The 16,465-nt window shown below is 68.9% G+C and carries 10 protein-coding genes, 1 tRNA gene and 1 pseudogene; 4 read left to right on the top strand and 8 right to left on the bottom strand.

Features of this window, described 5'->3' with window-relative positions; all coding sequences use genetic code 11:
• Window positions 1-82 precede the first annotated feature (82 nt).
• The 3 genes and pseudogenes from FSZ13_RS12270 to FSZ13_RS12260 form a co-directional block, all read right to left on the bottom strand.
• The gene (locus FSZ13_RS12270; RefSeq protein WP_145480366.1) at window positions 83-1,696 is read right to left on the bottom strand and encodes an N-acetylmuramoyl-L-alanine amidase; all 1,614 of its coding nucleotides are present in this window, start codon (window positions 1,694-1,696) and stop codon (window positions 83-85) included.
• 88 nt (window positions 1,697-1,784) lie between these two features.
• Window positions 1,785-2,267, bottom strand: a complete 483-nt coding sequence (gene tsaE, locus FSZ13_RS12265; RefSeq protein ID WP_145480041.1) for a tRNA (adenosine(37)-N6)-threonylcarbamoyltransferase complex ATPase subunit type 1 TsaE — start codon at window positions 2,265-2,267, stop codon at window positions 1,785-1,787.
• A 5-nt stretch (window positions 2,268-2,272) separates the two neighbouring features.
• A pseudogene (locus FSZ13_RS12260) lies at window positions 2,273-3,085 on the bottom strand (NAD(P)H-hydrate dehydratase); the annotation flags it as partial.
• 53 nt (window positions 3,086-3,138) lie between these two features.
• Here FSZ13_RS12260 and queG point away from each other — a divergent pair.
• Both queG and xseA read left to right on the top strand, forming a co-directional pair.
• Complete coding sequence (gene queG, locus FSZ13_RS12255; protein WP_145480039.1) at window positions 3,139-4,230, top strand: tRNA epoxyqueuosine(34) reductase QueG; 1,092 nt, start codon at window positions 3,139-3,141, stop codon at window positions 4,228-4,230.
• 27 nt (window positions 4,231-4,257) lie between these two features.
• Window positions 4,258-5,592: an exodeoxyribonuclease VII large subunit gene (xseA, locus tag FSZ13_RS12250; RefSeq protein ID WP_145480037.1), complete on the top strand. Its 1,335-nt coding sequence runs from the start codon at window positions 4,258-4,260 to the stop codon at window positions 5,590-5,592.
• A gap of 81 nt (window positions 5,593-5,673) precedes the next feature.
• Here xseA and FSZ13_RS12245 read toward each other — a convergent pair whose 3' ends face one another.
• Both FSZ13_RS12245 and FSZ13_RS12240 read right to left on the bottom strand, forming a co-directional pair.
• Window positions 5,674-6,576 carry a M48 family metallopeptidase gene (locus tag FSZ13_RS12245; protein ID WP_145480035.1) on the bottom strand — a complete coding sequence of 301 codons (903 nt, stop codon included), beginning with the start codon at window positions 6,574-6,576 and terminating at the stop codon, window positions 5,674-5,676.
• 50 nt (window positions 6,577-6,626) lie between these two features.
• The gene (locus FSZ13_RS12240; RefSeq protein WP_260844169.1) at window positions 6,627-8,513 is read right to left on the bottom strand and encodes a formylglycine-generating enzyme family protein; all 1,887 of its coding nucleotides are present in this window, start codon (window positions 8,511-8,513) and stop codon (window positions 6,627-6,629) included.
• An 82-nt stretch (window positions 8,514-8,595) separates the two neighbouring features.
• Between FSZ13_RS12240 and rnd the strand changes: the two genes are divergently transcribed.
• Window positions 8,596-9,678: a ribonuclease D gene (rnd, locus tag FSZ13_RS12235; RefSeq protein ID WP_145480033.1), complete on the top strand. Its 1,083-nt coding sequence runs from the start codon at window positions 8,596-8,598 to the stop codon at window positions 9,676-9,678.
• 119 nt (window positions 9,679-9,797) lie between these two features.
• Here rnd and FSZ13_RS12230 read toward each other — a convergent pair whose 3' ends face one another.
• Both FSZ13_RS12230 and FSZ13_RS12225 read right to left on the bottom strand, forming a co-directional pair.
• The gene (locus FSZ13_RS12230; protein ID WP_145480031.1) at window positions 9,798-12,104 is read right to left on the bottom strand and encodes a TonB-dependent receptor; all 2,307 of its coding nucleotides are present in this window, start codon (window positions 12,102-12,104) and stop codon (window positions 9,798-9,800) included.
• A 125-nt stretch (window positions 12,105-12,229) separates the two neighbouring features.
• Window positions 12,230-14,782: a Cache 3/Cache 2 fusion domain-containing protein gene (locus FSZ13_RS12225; RefSeq protein WP_186308924.1), complete on the bottom strand. Its 2,553-nt coding sequence runs from the start codon at window positions 14,780-14,782 to the stop codon at window positions 12,230-12,232.
• Window positions 14,783-15,116: 334 nt separating this feature from the next.
• On the opposite strand from FSZ13_RS12225, the gene FSZ13_RS12220 reads away from it, so the two are divergent.
• Window positions 15,117-15,192: transfer RNA gene (locus FSZ13_RS12220), tRNA-Ala, on the top strand.
• Between the two features lie 82 nt (window positions 15,193-15,274).
• On the opposite strand, the gene FSZ13_RS12215 is transcribed toward FSZ13_RS12220, so the two are convergent.
• Entirely contained in the window at window positions 15,275-16,405 is a 1,131-nt protein-coding gene (locus FSZ13_RS12215; protein ID WP_145480027.1) for an alpha/beta fold hydrolase, read from the bottom strand.
• Window positions 16,406-16,465: the final 60 nt, after the last annotated feature.

Here is a 16,465-nt window from a genome sequence, read left to right as displayed (position 1 = left end):
TCCACATGGGCCGTCCGAAGGTCCGGATCAATCCACCTGCGGTTTCAGTTGGTTTACGTAAAAACCCGCCGAAGCGGGTTTTTTATTTGCTGCCGCCGGCGACGGTGCTGGCGGCGTCTATTTCGGCCTGTGCCTTGGCCGCGTAGAGCGTGCCTGGCGGAGGTTGGCGGCTGAAGAAGGTGTGCACGCCGTCGAGTACCGCACCGGCGATCTGGCGCTGGTAGGCCGGGTCCATCAGGCGGCGCTCTTCGTCCGGATTGGAGATGAAGGCGGTTTCCACCAGCATCGCCGGCATGTCCGACGTACGCAGCACGGCGAAATTCGCGCGCTCGATGTTCGGCTTGTGGTTCTTGCCGATCCGCTTCAGGCCGCCAAGCACGTGTCCGGCCGCATCTTCGGAGGCCTTCATGTAGCCGCTCTGGGCCAGGTCCAGCAGCACGTTGGCCAGGGTGCCCTCGGTCTGCTGCAGGCGCACGCCACCGACCAGGTCGGCCGCGTTTTCCTTGTCCGCAAGCCAACGCGCACGCTGCGACGATGCACCCTTGGTCGACAGCACGTACACCGACGACCCGGTTGCCGCGCGGTTTTCCGCCGCATCGGCGTGGATCGAAATGAAGATATCGGCCTTCGCCGAACGCGCCTTCTGCGCGCGCATCGGCAGCGGGATGAACACGTCGCTGTCGCGCGTCAGGTACGCCTTCAGGCCCGGCGTCGCATTGACCTGGCGCGCCAGTTCACGCGCCACTGCCAGGGTGATGTCCTTCTCGCGCTTGCCGGTCGGCCCCACGGCGCCCGGATCCTGGCCACCATGGCCCGGATCGATCGCCACCACCAGCGGGCGCATGCCCGACTGCATCTTGACCCGCGACGCATCGCTGGGCATCGCCGGGCGCGGCGGTACCACCGTGGTCGGCACCGGCGCAGGCACCGCCGCGACCGGCGCGGGAACCACCGCAGCCGTTGGCTGGCCGGCGAGGATCGCCGCCGGCGAGGCGGCATTGCTGGCCGCGTTCGCGGTGCCTGCCGCCGCCACGTTGGCGGTGGTTGCCGCAGAAGGGGCTGCGGGGGTCGGAGCGGCAGCAGCCGCACTCGCACTCGCCTGCTGGCGAACCGTAGCGGTCAACAGCGCCGCAGCGCGCGCCGCGTCGTTGCGCGCCTGCGCGGCTTCGGCCGGCGTCGGCGGCAGCGTGCGCGTGGTCTGGGTGGGCGGTGCGGTGGCCGGCTGCGCCGCTACACCTGCAGTTACCGGCGGGGTCGCTGCGGGCGCAGGCGCGCTGGCGGCGGGTGCCTTGGCCACGCTGGCCGGGGCATCGCCCGGCCACTCGATCACCAGGCGCGAATCCTGCCCCTGCTTGATCATCTGCGGCTTGAACGGCGCCACCGACTCGGCCAGGTCGAACACCACGCGGAACGTGCCGGGCACCGGCTGGCCGGTGCGCACGGCGGTGACCACGCCCGCAGGCGCCGGCATCTTGAGGTTGCGCACCGCGCTGGAATCCGGGAAATCGACCACCAGCCGGTTCGGGCCGGACAGGCTCAGCGTCTTGTAACCACCGCTGCCGGCCAGTGCGATCTCGGCGCGGGTGCCGGTCGAACCGGTCTCCACCGCGACCTGGCGGACCTCACCTGCCCACGACAGCGCGCTCGCCAGACAGAGTCCGACGGCGGCGCAGATGGCGGTGAGTGGTTTCCCCATTGGCATGGCTGAGGATTCAATCACTGCGCTGAATGAATTGCAACCGCTTTTTCCTTAATAATCCGTAACCTGGGGATGGTTCCTAGTGTCACCCCACAGAAAGGGCCTGCAAGTCGCCCCCCTGCGGCAGCCGATGCAGCCATTCCTGCCCGGCCACGCTCACCGCCGACAGCCGCGCGCGGCGGCCCTGCCCTTCGATGTCCAGCGCCACCACCAGATCCGTCGGCGGCAGCGCGCCCGCGCCGCGCTCCGGCCATTCCACCAGCCACAGCGACGCGGTGTCCTCGTCCAGCCCCAGGAAATCCAGCTCCTCCGCCTGCCCGATCCGGTACAGGTCCAGGTGCCAGGCCTCGGTGCCGTCGCTGAGCGGATAGCGCTCCACCAGCGTGTACGTCGGGCTGCGGATCCCGCCCTGCACCCCCAGCGCGCGCAGCAGCGCCCGCGCCAGCGTGGACTTGCCCGCGCCCAGGTCGCCCTGCAGCTGTACCACCGCGCGTGGCGGCCGGGTGGCCGCCAGCCATTGGCCCAGCAGGTCGGTGTCCTGCGGTTCTGCCAGGAAAAAGTCGATCATCGGTATCACGGTTCCGGGTTCGCCCGCCGGCGCAGCGGCACCAGCAGGTCGGTGGGGAGCAGGCCGCGCTGGCCGTCGCGGGCAGCGTCGTCGCCCGCCAGGGCGTGCAGCAGCGCGCCGCCGCTGGCCGCGTCGAACGCCGCCAGCCCCTGCGCGCGCAGCGCCGCGATGATGCCGGTGAGCAGGTCGCCCATGCCTCCCACCGCCATGCCGGGGTTGCCGGCGGCAATGACCCGCGGACGCGCATGCGGCGCAGCGACCACGGTGCCGGCGCCCTTCAGCACCACCACCGCCTCGTGGCGCGCGGCCAGCGCCGCTGCCGCGCCGAAGCGGTCGGCCTGCACGGCCGCCGCATCGGTTCCCAGCAGGCGTGCGGCCTCGCCCGGGTGCGGCGTGAGGATGGCATCGTGCAGCGCCCGGGGCTGGGCGGCCAGCAGGTTCAGCGCGTCGGCATCGATCACCAGCGGCTTGCCACTGCCCACTACCTGGCGCCAAAGCTCGCGCGCCCAGTCTTCCTGGCCCAGGCCCGGGCCGATCGCAATCACCGTGGCACGCGGCAGCAGCGCCTGCAGTTCATCGCTGTCCTGCACTGCGTGCACCATCGCTTCGGGCAGCCGGGCGAGCAGCGGCGCGACGTGCTGCGAGCGGGTCGCCACGCTGACCAGGCCCGCGCCGGCGCGCAGCGCCGACTCTGCCGCCAGCATCACCGCGCCGCCGCTGCCGGCATTGCCGCCCACGCACAGCACGTGGCCGTTCCTGCCCTTGTGGCTGTCCACGGGGCGCGGCGGCAGCAGCGGCGGAAGGCGCTCGGCCGCCCACAGGTCAAACGATTCAGCAAGCTCTGGCATGCCGGGATTCTATACTTGTCACCATGTCCGCGGTCCCCCTGCCTGCCCCCCTCCACCTGCCCCGTGCCGCCGAGCGCGTGCGCGCGCTTGCACGCGCGCACGGATTCCAGCGCTGTGGCATCGCCGGGATCGAGCTCGGCGAGGACGAAGCGCACCTGGCCGACTGGCTGGGCAAGGGCCTGTACGGCACCATGGACTGGATGGCCCGGCATGGCACCCTGCGCGCCCGGCCGGCCGAACTGCTGCCGGGCACCGTGCGGGTGATTTCGGTCGGCATGGATTACGGCCACAAGGACGACGCCCAGGCCTGGGACACCCTGCACGATGGCGACCGCGCGTACGTCGCGCGTTACGCACTGGGCCGCGACTACCACAAGCTGATGCGCAACCGGCTGCAGAAGTTCGCCGATGCGCTGGCCGCCGAGATCGGCGCCTTCGGCTACCGCGTGTTCGTCGACTCGGCACCGGTGCTGGAGCGCGCCCTCGCCCGCAACGCCGGGCTGGGCTGGATCGGCAAGCACACCTGCCTGATCGACCGGCACGGCGGCTCGTGGTTCTTCCTCGGCGAAATCTACATCGACCTGCCCTTGCCGGTGGACGCCCCGGCCACCGCGCACTGCGGCACCTGCACGCGCTGCATCGACGTATGCCCGACCCAGGCCATCATCGGTCCGCAGCGGCTGGACGCGCGGCGCTGCATTTCGTACCTGACCATCGAGCACGACGGCGCTATCCCCGAAGACATGCGCACGCTGATGGGCAACCGCATCTACGGCTGCGACGACTGCCAGCTGGTCTGCCCCTGGAACAAGTTCGCGCGGCGCACCGACGAGCCGGATTTCCGTGCGCGCAACGCTCTCGACAGCGCCAGCCTCGCCGACCTGTTCGCGTGGGAGGAGGACGAGTTCCTGCGCCGCACCGAAGGCAGCCCGATCCGCCGCAGCGGACACGAGCGCTGGCTGCGCAACATCGCCGTGGCGCTGGGCAATGCGCCCGGCCACGCCGACACGCTGGCCGCACTGCACTCCCGCGCCGACCACCCCTCCGCGCTGGTCCGCGAACACGTGCAGTGGGCGCTGCAGCAGCACGCCGCGCGCCAGGGCGTGCGACCATGAGCCCCCGTTCGTACCGTTTGACCCGCCATGGACCGTAGCGCGCAGATCCTCACGCCCAGCCAGCTCAACGTGCTGGCCCGCGACCTGCTGGAAGGCACGTTCCCGTCGGTGTGGGTGGAAGCCGAGCTCGGCAACGTGACCCGCCCGGCCTCCGGCCACATGTACTTCACCCTGAAGGATGCACGCGCACAGATCCGCGCTGCGCTGTTCAAGCCCAAGAGCCAGTGGTTGAAGTTCGTGCCGCGCGAGGGCATGCGCGTGCTGGTGCGGGGACGGCTGACGCTGTACGACGCGCGTGGCGAATACCAGATGGTGCTCGAGCACATGGAGGAGGCCGGCGAAGGAGCGCTGCGCCGGGCCTACGAACAGCTGAAGGCGCGGCTTGAAGCCGAAGGCCTGTTCGCTGCCGGACGCAAGCGCGCCCTGCCCGCCCACGTGCGCCGGCTGGCGGTGATCACCTCGCCCACCGGCGCCGCTGTGCGCGACGTGCTGAGCGTGCTGCAGCGGCGCTTCCCGCTGCTGGAGGTGGACCTGCTGCCGAGCCTGGTGCAGGGCGACAGCGCCGCCGCGCAGATCACCTCCCTGCTGCGCGGCGCCGATGCCAGCGGCCGCTACGACGTGATCCTGCTGACCCGCGGCGGCGGCTCGATGGAAGACCTGTGGGCCTTCAACGACGAACAGCTGGCGCGCGCGATCGCCGCCAGCCGGACCCCGGTGGTGTCGGCCGTCGGCCACGAAACCGACTTCAGCCTGGCCGACTTCGCCGCCGACCTGCGCGCGCCGACGCCGTCGGTGGCCGCCGAGCTGCTGGTCCCCGACCAGCGCGACCTGCAGCTGCGCCTGCGCCGGTTGGCGGCACGGCTGGTCCAGCTGCAGCGGCATGGACTGGGCCAGGCCATGCAGCGCGCCGACCGCGCCCTGCTGCGGCTCAACGCACAGAGCCCGCAGAACCGCCTGCAGCTGCTGCAGCGCCGCCAGCAGGAGCTGGCGCGGCGCCTGGCCGGAACCTGGCAGCAGCAGCACGAACGGCGCCTGGCGCGCCTGCGGCATGCCGGCGTGGTGCTGCGCAACGGCCACCCGCAGCGCCAGCTGGATGCGCTGGCGCAGCGCCTGCAGCGCGCCTTGCCGCGCGTGGACGCGGCAATGGCGCGGCAGCTGCAGCGCGACACCCTGCGCCTGCGCGCGTTGGCGCGCTCGATGGAAGCGGTCAGCCCGCTGGCCACCGTGGCGCGTGGCTACACCATCCTGACCCGCGAAGACGACGGCCGCCTGGTGCGCTCACCGCTGGACGTGGCGCCGGGCGATGCCCTGAAAGCACGCGTGCAGGACGGCGTCATCGACGTGGTGGTAAGCAAACCGTAGCGCCACGCCCTGCGTGGCTGCACCGTGCGGTGCCACGTAATGCGCCAGCCACGCAGGGCGTGGCGCTACGCGCTGTTTTCGTCAGCCGCCCGCCGTCTCGCAGAACCGCTGCCGGTACTCCATCGCCTTGGGCATCAGCGCCTGCAGGTTCTGGATGCGCGTGCCCGGGTTGGGATGCGTCGAGGAAAACTCCGGCGGTGCCTGCCCGCCGCTGGCCTGGCCCATGCGCTCCCACAGCGGGACCGCTTCGCGCGGGTCGAAACAGGCCGCGGCGGCCAGCATCAGCCCGACCTCGTCGGCCTGGGTTTCATGGCTGCGAGCGTACGGCAGCAGGTAGCCATAGCCCATCGCCGACATCACCATCTGCTGCTGCTGCGGGTCCATGCCGCTGGCGGCGCCGGCCATCTGGCCGATCTGGGTGAGCTTCTGCTGGGCCATGCGCTGCGCACCATGGCGCAGCAGCGCGTGCGCGATTTCATGCCCCATCACCACGGCCATGGCGTCCTGGGTCTGCGCAACCGGGATGAGCCCGGTGTACACCGCCATCTTGCCGCCGGGCAGGCAGAACGCGTTGGCCTGGTCGGACTGGATCACGTTGACTTCCCACTGGAAATCGCGCGAAAAGTGCGCCGGGGTCAGCCCGTGCTCCTGCGCCAGCGAGGTTTCCACCACGTCCACCTTGCGGATGAGGCGCTCGGCAATGGCGCGCACGTCGCGCGAGACCTGCGCGTTCGGGTCCAGCGGCCGTTCCTGCTGCAGGATCTCCTGATACGCCTGCAAGCCCATCGCCATTTCCTGGTCGGCATCCAGCGAGCTGTCGATCAGCACGCTCTCGCCGGTGTAGGGGTCGACGCTGCGGTTGGAGAACCAGTAGAACGCGGCGTAGCCGGCGAACGCCAGCAGCACCCACCAGCGGATGTTCCCGAACAAACCCGGGCGCCGCGCCCGTTGCTGCTGCTGGCCGCCAAATGGATCGCTGCGCATGCTGGTGGTTCCTGAGGGGTGTGGGAAATCCTACCGCCAACTCCGGGGGGTCAGATACCGCGGACCAGGCGGAACCCGATCCTGGCGCTGGTCGTGTCCGAATCCTGTGATTGCCGCCAGGCCGCGCGGGTCTGCTCCGGCGCATTGGCCCAGTTGCCCCCGCGGATCACCCGCTGCCGGCAGCCGGGGTTGAACCAGGCCACGCCGTCGGCCGGGGCGCGCCGGTAGCTGGCGTGCCAGCAGTCGGCGACCCACTCGCTGAGGTTGCCGGCCATGTCGTGCAGGCCCCAGGCGTTGGGCTGGAAGCTGCCCACCGGCGCCGGCCCCCACCAGCCATCGCCGTAGCCGACGAAGGCGTTGAACCAGCGCCGACCGGACGGCGACACGTCTTCGCCGCCGGTGAAGTTGCCCGACAGTGGCGGCGGCGTGCCGGCATTGCCCCAGGGGTAGCGGCCGCTGGTGGCGGCGCGCATGGCGTACTCGAACTCGGCCTCGCTGGGCAGCCGATAGGAGCGCCCGGTCTGCTCGGACAGCCACATCGCGTAATGCTCGGCATCGCGCACGCTCACGTGCATCACCGGCGAATTGGCGATCGCGGGCGTGCCGTCATAGCCAGAACGCCAGTCCACGCCACTGCTGCGGGTGAAGTTGCCGCTGCGTTCGTCGTAGATGATCGAATGGCCGCGCCGGGTGGCGCGCGGGCGCGCGTTGCTGGCCTGCACGTAGCGGCGATAGTCGGCCACGGTGATTTCGGTGATGGCCATGGCGAAGCCGCGCTCGAAGCGCACGTAGTGCGCCGGCTTTTCCGCATCGCTGGCGCCAGGTTCGCTGTCGCTGGCCCCCATCTGGAAGCCGCCATGCGGCACCACGATCATCTGCGGACCGCGGCCGCCGTCGCGCAGCGCGTCGCTGAACACCTGGCGCGGGCGGAAGCTGCCGTAGTGGGTGGCCAGTTCGATGCGCTCGCGCAGCTGGCCGACCACCGGGTCGCCCGGCATCGCGATGCGCAGCGCATCTTCCAGTTTCTGCCGCGCCGGCTTGAGTCCCTGCGGCGTGGCCAGGTCGCGCAGGCCCTCATCGCGCAGCCGCACCAGGGTCTGCGCGCGGATGGCCTCGATCCGCTCGAACGCGTCGACGATGGTCGGCGCGGAATCGCGCACCTTGGCCGCTTCGGCCAGCCAGGTCCCGGCAGCGGTGAAATCGGCGGCGCGGGCAGCGCTCTCGGCGCGCCGGATCAGCGCGCTCTCGGCCGCGGCCAGGCCCTGCCGCGCACGCGCGTCGTCCGGTTGCAGGGCCAGCGCCTCGCGGAAGTTGGGGATGGCGCCATCGCCGTCTTCGCCGATCCGGTCGGCGCGCAGGTCGTCCTCACCGGCCCGGTTGTAGGCAACCACGCGCTGGGCCACTTCCACCCGCGACTGCAGCTGCCGCACCTTGGGGTCGTCGGGGGCCAGGGTCAGCAGCACCAGCGCCATCTCGCTGGCCTGGGCCAGGGCTTCACGCTGCTGCAGCGGCCGCTCCAGCAGCACGGCGGCGTCGTCGAGCAGGCGCTGGCGGGCACGCGCCAGCCCGGCCTTGGCCTGGCGGTCGCCAGGATCGCGCTGCAGCAGCGCCAGCCAGATCGGAATAGCGTCGGCCGCGGTGGCATACAACCGGCCCTCGGCCAGTGCCTTGGCCGCATCTTTGCGCGCCTGGGCCACGCCGTCGTCGGCAATGACCACCGCCGGCGGCTGCCAGCGCTGCTCGGTTTCGGCCGCATCCTCCCCACCGATGGTGACCTGCGCCGGCGCCGGGCTGGCCGTACGCGCCGGCGCCGCCCGCGCTGCCGTCGCGGCCGCCGCTGCGCCCGCCGCCTTCGGCGCAGGCTCCTCGGGCGAGCACGCGGTCGTGGCCAGCAGCAGCGCGGCCAGCAACAACGGAGCGGGGCCTGGTGTGCGCAATTCGGGTTCCTTCGACGGGGGCGGGTTCGACGTTAGGCTATTCTCCCTCACCTGAGCAAACCTGCAGTAGACGGAATCCCACGTGGCATATTGGATCAAAACCCCGGCGGAACTGGACGAGCGCTACCGCCAGCGCCCCACCCGCATCGGGCTGGACACCGAATTCATCCGCGAGCGCACCTACTGGCCGCAGCTGGCGCTGGTGCAGATGGCGGTCGGCGATGAAATCCTGCTGATCGACCCGCTCATTCCCGGCATGAACGAGGCGTTGGCGACGTGGCTGGCCGATACCTCGATCCTGAAGATCATGCACAGCGCCAGCGAAGACCTGGTCACCTTCAAGGTGGCCTGCGGCGTGCTGCCCCGCCCCCTGTTCGACACCCAGATCGCGGCGTCGCTGGCCGGTATCGGTGGCGGCATGGGCTACCAGAAGCTGGTCACCGCGATCACCGGGGTGACCCTGGCCAAGGGCGAGACCCGCTCGGACTGGATGCGCCGCCCGCTCTCGGACGCGCAGCTGGAATACGCCGCCGACGACGTGGAATACCTGTTCGCCATCCACGATGCGGTCGACGCGACGCTGGGCGGGCTGGGCCGCCGCCAATGGCTGCAGGACGATGCCGAGCGCCTGCTGGCCAGTGTCGAACACGACGAGGAACGCTGGCCGCACCTGGCCATGCGCTCGGCACAGTTCATGGATGCCGACGCCCAGCACCGGCTGCTGCGCCTGCTGCGCTGGCGTGATGTGCAGGCGCGCGCCAGCGACAAGCCGCGCAGCTGGATCCTGGACAACGAACTGGCCGCGGTGCTGGCGCGTACGCCACCGGCCGATGCCGCCGCGCTGGCCAAGCTGATGGAGGGTTTCCCGAAAGCCCCGCGCAAGCTGGCCGCGCAGGTCTGGGAGGCGCTGGAAACGCCGCTGCACGATGAAGCGGAGGCGCCGCTGGCATTGGCCGCCACCGACACCAACAAGCAGACCTTCAAGCGCCTGCAGGACGCGGTGGCCAAGCGCACCGCAGAGCTGGGCCTGCCCGACGGCGTGCTGGCTTCGCGCAAGCACCTGGAAAGCTACATGGAAAGCCGCCAGTGGCCGCACGCCCTGGCCGGCTGGCGTCAGGCAGAGCTGGAACCGCTGCTGGCGCCATTGTTGCCTGCTGCGGGTTGAGATCGCGCAGCCACGCAGGGCGCGGCTCTACGCAATCACACGTAGAGCCACGCCCTGCGTGGCTGCGCAGGACCCCCTACGAAAAGGCCCCGCTTGCGCGGGGCCTTTTTTTCAACCGGTTACCAGTTGAGGTTCAACGAAACACCGACGGTGCGCGGTTCGTTGTACACCGCGGCCATGTAGTTCTCGATCACGCCCTTCAGGTTCTTCTCGTTGGTGATGTTGCGCGCGAACAGCGCCGCTTCCCACGCACCATAGTTGCCGGAGTAACCCAGCTTCAGGCCGCCTTCGAAGCTGCCCTTGGAATTGAACTCGGCCGAGTCGTACAGCACGAAGCTGGTGTAGCCCTGCCTGTTCCAGTCCGTCGAAACGAACAGCACGTCGCTGTCGTTCACCGGGACGTCGTAGCGCGCAGCGAAATTCAGGTTGTATTTCGGCGCATTCGGCAGCGGGTTGCCGTTGATCCGGGCAAACGTGTTGGCGCCGACCTTGATCGTCGGGTCGTTGACCGTGCACACCACCACGCCGTTCAGCGCGCAGACCTGCGCATACACGCGGTCGTCCTGGATTTCACTGTGCAGCAGGCTCACGCCGGCGCTCAGGCTCAGGTTCGGCACCGGGCGCAGCTCCATGTCCGCTTCCAGGCCGTAGGCCTTGGCCTTGTCGGCGTTGAACAGCACGCCGTTGCCGTTGGAATCATTGCCGTTGAGCTGGATGTCGTTGACCGTGTAGGTGAAGGCAGTCGCATTCAAGCGCAGCCGGTTGTCCCACAGGCTGCTCTTCACGCCGGCTTCCCAGGACAGGATGGTTTCCGACTCGGCGGTGGTGAAGTCGGCATTGAACACCGCAGAGCGTCCCTGGATGGTCGGGCCGCGGAAACCACGCGCCACCTTGGCGTAGATGCTTACCTGCGGGTTGAACGCGTACATCGCGCTCAGGTCCCAGCTCGGGGTGGTATCGGCCATTTCCACATCGGTGCGGCCGCGGTAGGTAACCACGCCGGCGGCGGTGTCGGCGGTCTTCAGCAGGCGCGTGCGCTTCTCGTCGCGGGTCTGGCGCAGGCCGGCGGCAAGGGTGAACCTGTCGGTCACGTCGTAGCTGACCTGGCCGAAGCCGGCAAACGAGGTATTGGTATTGCGCAGGCGCACCCAGTTGTTCGGGTTGCGCGCGGCGCCCTGCAGGAACCAAGCGCGCTGGTAGAAATCGGTGACGTCGCGGCCATCGAAGTAGAAGGCGCCCACCTGCCATTTCAAGCGGTTGTCATCGGCGTTGGCCAGGCGCACTTCCTGGGTCCACTGGTCCAGGTCGCGGATCTGGCCCATCGACTGGCCATAGCCGTTGGGGGCGCCGTTGACCGGGAAGTTCACCGCCGCCCCCCCATCGGTGTCGCCACGGCTGTAGCCGGAGGTGGTTTCGTAGGCGGTGATCGAGGTCAGCGCGATGTTGCCGAAGTCGTACACCGCTTTCACCGAGCCGCCGTAGGTCCTGTAGGCCTGCGGGTTGTTGCCGGCTTCGTCATACGCCACCTGGTCGCGCGGCACGTCGGTGGTGTTGGAACCCCTGGTGATCGCGTTGCGCAGGAACAGCGTGGAAGTGCCGTCGTAATCGCGGGCATGCGCCGACGCCAGCAGCGAGAAGGCATCGCTGGGCTGCAGCAGCAGCTGGGCGCGCACGTTGCGGTCGTCGAATCCACCCATCGCGTTCTTCTTCGGCGCCACCGTGCCATCGGCGCTGGGGCCGGCGTAGGTGTTGTCGACGTAATCGTCGCGGTGCTGGTACAGCGCCGACACGCGGAACGCGGCGATGTCGTTGATCGGCCCGCCGAAGCCGCCGTCCACCGCCACGCTGCCGTAACTGCCATAGCTGGCCTGCACGCGGCCGCTGTAGTCCTGACTGGGCTTGATGCTGTCGAACTTGACGATGCCGGCGGTGGTGTTGCGGCCGAACAGCGTGCCCTGCGGACCGCGCAGCACTTCGACCTGGTCCACGTCATACACCGGGTTGGACTTGAGCACCACGTGCTCGAGCACCACGTCGTCCTGGATGATCGACACCGGCTGCGAGGCACCCAGGTAGAAGTCGATGTTGCCCAGGCCACGGATGTAGAAGCGCGGGAAGATGCGGCCGGTGGTGGTTTCGGCGTAGAAGCTCGGCACCCGGCCACTCAGGGCCAGCAGGGTGTCGTCGCCGCCGGCGGTGTAGTCGCGCAGGCGATCGCCCTGGACCACGCCGACCGAGACCGGCACGTCCTGCAGGTTGCGTTCGCGATGGTCGGCGGTAACGGTGATCGCATCAAGCGCGGTCGGGCTGGCATCCTGGGCCAGCACGCTGCCGGTCAGTCCAAGCAGCGTGGTACAGGCCAGCGCCAGCACGTGCGGGCGGGGCTGGCGGGAAGTGGAAGGGGACGTAGTGCGATGGGAAGACATTCAGGGCTCGGGCAATCCGTTTGCGATGCGGCAAGGTATTGCGCCGATGTTTCAGCGTGGTTTCAACCCGGCATAGATCCGGCGGTGGCGTCTGCGACTCCCCATCGCAGACGCCACCGCACCGATCAGGCCGCGACGCGCTCCATGCGCGCGGGCTGCGCGTCGGCCAGGCGGAACTGCCCGACCGATTGCTGCAGCTCGGCCGACTGCGCGTTCAATGCACGCGCAGCGGCCGAAGCCTCCTCGACGAGGGCAGCGTTCTGCTGGGTCACACCGTCCATCTGCACGATGCCCTGGTTGACCTGCTCGATCCCTGCCGCCTGTTCCTGGCTGGCACTGGCGATCTCTTCGATCAGCCCGCCCAGCTCACCCACCGATGCCACCACCCGCTGCAGGGTCTGCCCTGCCTGCTGGGCCAGTTCGCTGCCGTCGGCCACCTGCGCCACCGACGCCTCGATCAGCGTCTTGATTTCCTTGGCCGCACTCGCCGAACGCTGCGCCAGCGCGCGCACTTCCGAGGCCACCACTGCGAAGCCACGGCCTTCTTCGCCAGCACGCGCTGCTTCCACCGCGGCGTTGAGGGCCAGGATGTTGGTCTGGAAGGCGATGCCGTCGATCACCGTGGTGATGTCGGCGATACGCCGCGACGAGGCTTCGATGCCGCTCATGGTGTCCACCACCTGGGCCACGGCGTTGCCGCCCTGCACCGCCACGTCGGACGCTTCTGCGGCCAGGCGGTCGGCACGGCGGGCATGGTCCGCGTTCTGCTTCACTGCGGCGGTGAGCTCTTCCAGCGATGCCGCCGATTCTTCCAGGCTGGCGGCCTGCTGCTCGGTGCGCCGCGACAGGTCGTCGTTGCCGGCGGCGATTTCCGCCGACGCCGTGGCCACCGATACGGCCGCCTGCTGGATGCCACCGACAATGGCGGTCAGCTGCGCCACGGTGGCGTTGGCGTCGTCACGCATGGTTGCGAAAACACCCTGGAACTGCCCGTCGATGCGGCCACGCAGGTCGCCCTGGGCCAGGTCGCGCAGCAGGCCCGACAAGGCGCCGAGATTGCGGTCGGCGGTGACCATCAGTGTGTTGAGGCCGTCGACCATGACGCGGAAGTCGTGCTGGTAGGCCTCGGCGTTGCCGCGCACGCTGAAGTCGCCGGCGGCAGCTGCGGCCACCAGGTGCTTGATCTCGCCGTTGATCGCCTGCAGGCGGTCGCGCACGCCGTTGACCGCTTCGGTGATGCGTGCCTTTTCGCCCGGCAGCTGTTCCATCGGCTGCGACAGGTCGCCATCGGCGTAGCGTTGGACCAGGTCCACCATGCGCATCTTGACCCCGATGTGCGCGGCGACCAGCTCATTGGTGCCGGTCACCATGGTGCCGAACTCGCCCTCGAAGCGACTGGCGTCGATCCGGTGGCTGATCGTGCCTTCGGCATGTCGCTGGCTCATTTCGTTCTGCGCCGCGATGATCTCGCGCAGCTTGGCCTGCATCTGCTGCAGGGCGCCCATCAGGCGGCCTACTTCATCGACGCTGCGCACGCTGATCGGCTTGTCCAGGCGACCGGCGGCGACATCGCGCGCGACCTGCCCGGCCTCGGCCAGCGGCACGCTGAGCAGGCGGCGCACCACCACGATCAGCGCCACGATCACCGCCAGCAGGCCCAGGCCGGACACCACTGCGATCTGCAGCATCAACTTGTGCAGTACCGCCTGCAGCACCGAGGTGGGCTCCAGGCCGAGCACGGTCCACTGCCACGGCCCGTAGGCCTGTGCGCTGACGAAATACGGCTGCGCCGGGGTGCCGTCGGCGCCACGCAGGTGCAGCGTGGCCGTGCTGGCCTTGCCGCTCAGCAGCGCCTCCAGCGTTGCCTGGTCGGCCGGGTCGACGCGTGCGGACAGCAGCTCGCCCTCGCCGTCGGTCGCGGCCATCACGGTGCCGAACGCATCGCCGGCGCGCGTATTGACCGCCAGGAAGCGCCCTTCCTTGCCCAGGGTGGATTCGCGCAGGCGCGCTTTCAGTGCGGCCAGGCCCTCGGTGTAGTTCTGGCCGACGAAGGCGATGCCGGCCACCTCGCCCGCAGCGTCCTTGATCGGCATGTAATGGGTCATGTAGTCCACCCCGAACAGCTTCACCGGACCGGTGAAGCCTTCACCGGCCATGATCTTCGGATAGGCCGGGCTGGCGTGGTCGAGCACCGTGCCCATGGCACGCGCGCCTTCGGCATTACGTACCGAGGTGGACACGCGCACGAAGTCGTCGCCATCGCGCACGAACACGGTGGCCACGCCACCGCCGGTGGCTTCGGCGAAACGATCCACCGCCGCTTCCTGCAGGTTGAGCACCTCCTTGCCCAGCCGCAGAGTCGGGGTCTGGCGCTCGCCCACGGCGACCTGCGCGGCCGGGTCCACGCTGACCTCGCCGGCCGGCAGCATCGCGCGGAACATCCCGGCCATGCGCTCGGTACTGTCGCTCAGGCTGCGGTCGTACAGCTCCACCGAATCGCGCATCAGCTCGGTGGAGTTCTGCAGCCCGGCTTCAACGCGCTGCTGGTAGCTGGTGGCAGCCTGGCGGTAGATCAGCACCGCCAGTACGACGAACGCGAGGGTGGTGATCAGGCCCATCAGCAGCGCAAGACGCGCGCCGATGGAAGTAGAGAAAACGGTGGCGGCACGGGTCGTCATCGTTGGTACTCGGAGGGGAGGGTTTGGATTGAGAGATACGTCACACTTCTTATCGGCACCGAAGTGGTCCTCTTTACGTAAAAAAAGACAGAATCCTTTTGCCTTTCGTTTTGCCCAAGTGATTGATCTGTAAACATTTCCGTCTGGATGCCTCTTCACGAACCCGGACATCCGTTCAGGAATGGACGAAAAATCCTCAAGATGGGCGTGGTCCTGCCGCCATTGCATGGCCCGCGCCAGCGTGTGATCCATCCGCAGCGGCCACTCTTGGCAGCGCGTGAACGCGGCGCTACACTGCATGTTCGCGGCACCCACGCCGCGTAGCAGTACACCTGGGGCCATAGCTCAGCTGGGAGAGCGCGTCGTTCGCAATGACGAGGTCAGGAGTTCGATCCTCCTTGGCTCCACCACATTCCTGCCACCGTCGCGCAGACGGCAGCAAGAAAAAGCCACCCTCCCGGGTGGCTTTTTCTTTTGCGTGTCGTCATGCCTTCAAGGCGTGTCGCCTGCCCGCTCGGCAATGGGTCGTACCTGGTTCACCAGGGTGAGCAGTGTCTTGCCCGGCTCTTCGATCATGACCTCGTGGGCCGACTGCTCGAACCAGACCAGCTGCTTGCCAGGTGCGCGTACGGTGTTGAACCACTCGGCGGCCAGCTCGGACGAGACGTTGTAATCATGCCGGCCCAGGAACAGGAACAACGGGGTCTTCAGCCCGCGCACCTGGCTCATGTCGAGGGTGAGCACCTCGGCCAGCAGGTGCTGCATGGAAAAGTCGTTGCCCTTCCATATCGCGGCCACGTCCTGGTCGGTGTATTCGGGCGAGAGCCGGATCGCCGCCGCTTCGGCATTGCCGCCAGTGCGGTTGTGGACCATGCCGCCATACTGGTTCAGCCACTTGCGCTGCTTGAACAGGTTTTCCAGAGGCAGCGGGGTGTTCCCCTCGGCATACGGCGCCAGCGCCTCCAGCTCTGCCACCGCCTCGGCATTGCCCGCCGCCTTTGCCCGCTGCAGCGTCCACGCCCAGCCGCGACGCTCGCTTTCCGGCGCGTTCGTTACCTGGCCCATGCCGATGTATGCATGCAGCCATTCCGGGCGGCGCTGGGCCAGCTCCAGGCCCAGGTAGCTGCCCCAGGACTGGCCGAGGACGAAAATCCGATCCTTTCCGAATTCCTTGCGCAACCAGGCGACCAGCTCCTCGCTGTCGGCGATCATCCGTTCGCGGGTCATGGTCGGGGCCACCCGCGCCGGATCGTTCGACGCATAGGTCTTGCCGGCACCACGCTGGTCCCACTGGACTACGGTGAAATACTCTTCCCAGCCGCGCTGGAAGTACCAGCTGGTGGGCATCGCCACCCAGCCCGGGCCGCCGTGCAGCATCAACAGCACGGGGTTGCGCCGATCATTGCCGCGGATGGACACCCATTGGTCGATGCCGCCGATGCGGACGGCTTCCAGCCGCTCGATACCGCCGTCGGCCACCACCCTGCGCAGCTCGCCGATGATGCGGGTGCTTTCAGCGCGGCTTGTGGGGGGTGTCGAAGCAGCGGCGGGGCCTTCCGCGGAGACGGTTTGGCCGATGCCTGAAAAGGCGACAAACAGCAGACATCGCAACCACTTGCTCATCAGCGTCCGGGCTCCAAGGCGTCAACGCCGATTGTGCCACGGGCTGCGGATGCGGGTGTC

The organism is Stenotrophomonas rhizophila (genome assembly GCF_007667275.1).
Lineage (GTDB): Bacteria > Pseudomonadota > Gammaproteobacteria > Xanthomonadales > Xanthomonadaceae > Stenotrophomonas > Stenotrophomonas maltophilia_AE.
The sequence above is the reverse complement of the archived record's forward strand: the minus strand, read 5'-3'. Positions and strand labels throughout refer to the sequence as shown.

Bases quoted from the DNA above. Each gene is read 5' to 3' on its own strand.
- FSZ13_RS12270 (WP_145480366.1), bottom strand. From the start codon at position 1,696: ATGGGGAAACCACTCACCGCCATCTGCGCCGCCGTCGGACTCTGTCTG.
- tsaE (WP_145480041.1), bottom strand. From the start codon at position 2,267: ATGATCGACTTTTTCCTGGCAGAACCGCAGGACACCGACCTGCTGGGC.
- queG (WP_145480039.1), top strand. From the start codon at position 3,139: ATGTCCGCGGTCCCCCTGCCTGCCCCCCTCCACCTGCCCCGTGCCGCC.
- xseA (WP_145480037.1), top strand. From the start codon at position 4,258: ATGGACCGTAGCGCGCAGATCCTCACGCCCAGCCAGCTCAACGTGCTG.
- FSZ13_RS12245 (WP_145480035.1), bottom strand. From the start codon at position 6,576: ATGCGCAGCGATCCATTTGGCGGCCAGCAGCAGCAACGGGCGCGGCGC.
- FSZ13_RS12230 (WP_145480031.1), bottom strand. From the start codon at position 12,104: ATGTCTTCCCATCGCACTACGTCCCCTTCCACTTCCCGCCAGCCCCGC.
- FSZ13_RS12225 (WP_186308924.1), bottom strand. From the start codon at position 14,782: ATGACGACCCGTGCCGCCACCGTTTTCTCTACTTCCATCGGCGCGCGT.
- FSZ13_RS12215 (WP_145480027.1), bottom strand. From the start codon at position 16,405: ATGAGCAAGTGGTTGCGATGTCTGCTGTTTGTCGCCTTTTCAGGCATC.